Here is a 4,766-nt window from a genome sequence, read left to right on the forward strand (position 1 = left end):
AAATCCTTATCTGGCAAGAGACTTAATTGATCAGTTCGCTCTAGATCAAAAATAATTAACAAAAATCGCTAAATGCCTTTCTCTATAAGGGTTCCATCTCTTATAACCTCCGTCCATTGCATAACACAAACCGAAGAGCCGGGATTGCTCTAATTTCTTGTGTTGCCTTTTCACTTTCTTTATCTGACAAATAAGCGGCAAATTCTAGAATCATCTTTAAAATTTCTACTGATAGGGTTTGTAAATATTGTTGAATCTTTTGCTGCATTAAATCGACCTGTACTAATGTTTCAGAATCTAAAAAATCTTCTGGGGTCGAGGGATTTACTTCAACGTCAGTTAGAGTCATATTTAATCAGGTGCTTCTCTCAAGTTTATTATTTGTATCTTAGCGTGTATCCCGTCTCCCGTCTCCTGTCTCCTGACTCCTGACGACCGACTCCTTACCCCACAGTTAACTTTACTTTTGTCCAACTACTTAAGACTGCGAATGTATGGAAACGCATCAATTGGGCAAAAGCTCAACGATGCGTTTTTAAGCTCCAAAAACCGCTATAGTTGTAACCCAAAACAAATTAATTCTGATTAGGGTCAGTGGCTGCGGCAATTTGCATTCTCTGCACCAGATTATCGAGGGCTAATTCTAGATGTAAACCGGCATCTACGGCGGTCCAACCCTGTTCGGTTAGGTGTCGCCATTCAAAGTGTAGGTGCGGACCGGTAGAAAGTCCCGTACTACCCACACGACCGATAACCGCGCCCTGTTCCACCCATTCTCCCGGTTTGACGGTAATTTCCGAAAGGTGGGCATAACGAGATTCTTGACTACCATCGAGGTGACGTAAAATCACCGTTAATCCGTAACCTCCCAACCAGTCGGCGGTGGCCACTTCCCCCGCGTAGGCAGCTAATACAGGTGTTCCCATCGGTGCGCCTAAATCAGTACCCGCGTGCATGGCCCGATTCCCGCTGACTGGATGATTTCGCCACCCAAAAACCGAGGTAATTTGGGCAGGAAGGGCGAGGGGAAAGAGTAAATCGGTGCGTTGAGTTTGGTTAGAATCCGTGGGACTTAAACGGGTGGCCCGCTCATAGGTGGTCGCTTCGCTGATTGCTTCCACTTCTGCGCGAGTCACGGGGGCCAAAGCTAATTTTACGCCATTCCATTCCGGGGGATTGAGGGCTACCACCTGACTGGCAATCACCGTCGGGGGTGCCAGACGTACCGGGGCGCTAGAAGCCACGAGAGTGGGGGCATAACGACGGAGGGAATTATTAGCGATAACCGGCTGATTTCGGGGCTGCCGTCCTACTCGCACGGCCGGATTAGGATTGAGACGCACCCGGGCCAGATTAACCGGGGGTAAGGGTTTGGCCACAGTGCTGACCGGTTGGCGACGGGGGGACCGGGCCGCCAGATTACAGCTACCTCCTACCAGTTGACCATTTTGGGCGATGGTTTGGCAACCACTGCGGCGCTCGGTGACAACAACAGAACTGGGGGGGTTAAAGTTTCTGGTATCGATAAAATTATTTTTACCGCCGGCCCGGGGGGCAAGGGTAGGCATATCGGTTTGATGGTTTTCGGGGATAGCCAGACGGGGGGCGGGATTAGTATTTTCTTTGATAACGGGGGCTTTCAGAGTCGGGGCGGCATTTTCCACTACTGGGGTTTCGTCGCCGGTTGCGGAATTAGCGATCGCATTGGGAGCAAGAGTGATCAGACCGCTGATCACTAAACCGAGACCACTGCATAAACTCAGCTTCTTTTTTAAGGATTTTCCGAGAAAAAGTTTCAATATCACCGATGAAGGATACATAGGGCGGCCTCACTTCTCACAGTTTAGTCAAAAAAATATTTAGACTCAATTATAGCCGAGACTGACCCTACCCGCCGGTAGATAGATTTCGCTACTGGCATTGTCCGAGGTTAGTTTAACTTTTAATTCCCCTCGATCGCTTACCCCCGTTATTATGCCCTGATAGCCCTCGAAAACTATCTTTTGACCAAAATTGGCAAAAAATTCTAAATAGGAGGCTAATAGGGCTTTTATGCCGTGATTACAGTAATATTCATAGCCGTATAGGATAGCATCGCTGGTGAGAGAGGTTAACTGAGCGATCGAGGTGATTTTATTGCCAGTAAAAGCTTGTAAATTAATACCAGTGGGGGGGACGGGATTAGCCCAATTGATGCCGACTCCGATGACTGCTTGCGGGATGTTTTGCCCCTGAATACGGGTTTCTAGGTTAATTCCCCCTAGTTTGCGCCCTAGTAATACTAAATCGTTCGGCCATTTGATTTTAACGGGTATTTCTTGACAATTCAGGTGATGAGCGATGCCCCAAACTGTAGCGAGAACGAGATGGGCAGATTTATCCACCTCTAAATCCAGATTTAACGCCAAAGATAAATATAATCCTCCCGGTTCAGAAATCCACTCCCGTCCCCATTGTCCTCTCCCGGCACTTTGTTGACTAGCAATCACCAGAAAAGGCGGATTTTCCCCCGATTCTAATAATTGCCAAGCTTTAGTATTAGTGGAAGGTAATAGTTCAAAGTGATGGATTTTGGGCATAAATTGGAAGTGGGGAGTATTTTCAGTGATCAGTAAACAGTAATCAGTGACCTGATACTAAATCCGTTGAGTATAGGCTAAATATCAGGAGAGGCACTCCTGCAAGTGGAGTGACTCTTAAATGATTACAGATGTGTCAGCAGCTGCGTGTAAGCATCCCACCGAAAAACTAATGCGCGGGGGGTTTGGGGGCGGCGCCACGCCCCCAACGGGGGGTTTGGGGGGTAGAACCCCCCAAAAGCTTGGATTGAATGATCAAGTGGGAAGTAATACGGCCATCCGTTGAGTATAGGCTACATATCAGGACAGGCAAAAGGCAAGAGGCAAAAGGCAAAAGAGGGAATAGATAATCAGTTTTTAATAACCGGATTGAGTATGAAAACTGACATCTGATCACTGATAACTGAATCACTGATAACTGATCACTGATCACTGATAACTGATCACTGATCACTGATTAGGTGCAAGGAAGAGAACGCAGGTACTCACTGAGGTGGGAACGTAAACCGATGCCATGGAAAAGCGGGCCACGACTGCCTAATTCGACGATACTGACGGCGGCCACGGGCATTTCAAACCGATCGCGATAACGGCCCACATCGATACCCATCAGACTACAGAGCATGATCCGGATGGTGGCCTTGTGGGAAACGATCAGGATATTGCCATCACTGTGGGTGTGTTCGATTTCCTCCAAAACGGCCGCGGAACGACGGGCGATATCGATCCCCCTTTCCCCGTTGGGGGGGGCATTCCAAGCCGGATCCGTCAACCAGCGTACATAGAGATCATGATATTGGCGATCGATATCGTTGGGGTGCATACCTTCCCAAAGACCATAACCGATCTCTTGTAATCCCTGGCGGATTTCTAATTTCAGTCCCACCGCTTCACAGAGGGGTTTAGCGGTTTGAATAGCTCTTTGTAGGGGACTGACGTAGGCCGCGCGCCAAGGTAAAGAACGATAGACATCGGCGAATTCCTCCGCCATTTCGATGCCTTCGGCAGTCAAACCGGGGTCATTTTCTGGAGTACCACAGTATCCTCCCGTTTTGCTATAGGCCGTTTGTCCGTGTCGTAGAAAATATAACATCAAGCACATAGTTTTTCAGGAGACCAAATTCGGGGCTTCCCTGGTTACTGTTGACTGGTTAGGTTCCCGCTCGCGAGCGCAGGTCATTGCGGAGGTGAGAGCGATCGCCCATGACTTGAAAGAGGGGACCGTGTTCGGCTAATTCGACGATCGTCACCGAGGCCACGGGCATGGCAATTCGATCGCGATAACGGCCGATATCAATGCCTAAAAGAGAACATAACATGATTCGGATCGTTGCTTTATGGGAAACGATCAAAATATGGCCATCATCGTGATTATGGTCGATTTCCTCTAATACTTCCGAACTGCGGCGAGCGATATCGATGCCTTTTTCGCCCCCTGTGGGAGAATTCCAGCCCGGATCTGCTAACCAGCGCACATAATCATCATGAAACTCCCGATTAACCTCGGCTGCGGTTTTTCCCTCCCATTGGCCGTAGGCAATCTCTTTTAATCCTTCCCGTTTGTGGATGGGAATAGCCAAGAGATCGCTTAAAGGGGTGGCGGTGGACAGGGTGCGCTTGAGGGGACTAGAATAGATACCTGTCCAAGGCACATCTCGATAGACAAGAGCGAAATCCTTGGCCATTTCATCGCCAGCCGGGGTTAGTTGCAAGTCTAATCGACCGCAAAAACTACCCGCTTGACTGGCTGTGGTTTCGCCATGACGCAAAAAGTAAAGTTTTAGACTCATCTTTTGGGTGCATCTCACATTTGCGACTCTCTTCCACTTATACTGATAAGCAGAAGTTATTAAAAGAGGGCGAAGGCAATTCGCCGCTACAATCATCCTTTTTACCTTTTGTTTCTCGGTAATTCTCTAAATTACCACTATATTTAGGGTTTACTAAAAAAGTTTTTCTAGGGGGCCGGGTGTGGGGAGACAAAACGAACACTTTCTATCTCAGGATTGAGATAAGTAGGGAGGCACAATTATTTGTAGGATGGGTTAGCGGTAGGGGACTTGCGTGGGAATAATATCCCAATCGATCGGAGGGCGCAAGCTTTGCGCCCCTACAGTAACGGATTTTGTCCACAATGTAGGGGCGAACTGCGTTCGCCCAAAAGGTACATTATCAAAGCGCAAGTCC

5 protein-coding genes are annotated in these 4,766 nt (G+C 48.3%); all 5 read right to left on the reverse strand.

All coding sequences use genetic code 11. The features are described from left to right. Positions 1–100: 100 nt before the first annotated feature. On the reverse strand, positions 101–349 hold the full coding sequence (locus tag IM456_RS03560; protein ID WP_287693103.1) for a hypothetical protein: 249 nt from the start codon (positions 347–349) through the stop codon (positions 101–103). 226 nt (positions 350–575) lie between these two features. Further along, positions 576–1,820 (reverse strand): M23 family metallopeptidase, encoded by a 1,245-nt coding sequence (locus IM456_RS03565; protein WP_149986869.1) that lies wholly within the window; start codon positions 1,818–1,820, stop codon positions 576–578. 45 nt (positions 1,821–1,865) lie between these two features. Continuing rightward, positions 1,866–2,579: a biotin--[acetyl-CoA-carboxylase] ligase gene (locus IM456_RS03570; RefSeq protein WP_287693104.1), complete on the reverse strand. Its 714-nt coding sequence runs from the start codon at positions 2,577–2,579 to the stop codon at positions 1,866–1,868. A 457-nt stretch (positions 2,580–3,036) separates the two neighbouring features. Then, positions 3,037–3,681: a histidine phosphatase family protein gene (locus IM456_RS03575; RefSeq protein WP_002759710.1), complete on the reverse strand. Its 645-nt coding sequence runs from the start codon at positions 3,679–3,681 to the stop codon at positions 3,037–3,039. Positions 3,682–3,730: 49 nt separating this feature from the next. After that, the gene (locus IM456_RS03580; RefSeq protein ID WP_149986881.1) at positions 3,731–4,369 is read right to left on the reverse strand and encodes a histidine phosphatase family protein; all 639 of its coding nucleotides are present in this window, start codon (positions 4,367–4,369) and stop codon (positions 3,731–3,733) included. Between the last annotated feature and the right edge of the window lie 397 nt (positions 4,370–4,766).

Source organism: Microcystis sp. M079S1, from assembly GCF_020246425.1.
GTDB lineage: Bacteria > Cyanobacteriota > Cyanobacteriia > Cyanobacteriales > Microcystaceae > Microcystis > Microcystis aeruginosa.

What these genes read in the sequence shown, in the direction of transcription:
- IM456_RS03565 (WP_149986869.1), bottom strand. Translation starts at nt 1,820, where the DNA reads ATGTATCCTTCATCGGTGATATTGAAACTTTTTCTCGGAAAATCCTTA.
- IM456_RS03570 (WP_287693104.1), bottom strand. Translation starts at nt 2,579, where the DNA reads ATGCCCAAAATCCATCACTTTGAACTATTACCTTCCACTAATACTAAA.
- IM456_RS03575 (WP_002759710.1), bottom strand. Translation starts at nt 3,681, where the DNA reads ATGTGCTTGATGTTATATTTTCTACGACACGGACAAACGGCCTATAGC.
- IM456_RS03580 (WP_149986881.1), bottom strand. Translation starts at nt 4,369, where the DNA reads ATGAGTCTAAAACTTTACTTTTTGCGTCATGGCGAAACCACAGCCAGT.
- IM456_RS03560 (WP_287693103.1), bottom strand. Translation starts at nt 349, where the DNA reads ATGACTCTAACTGACGTTGAAGTAAATCCCTCGACCCCAGAAGATTTT.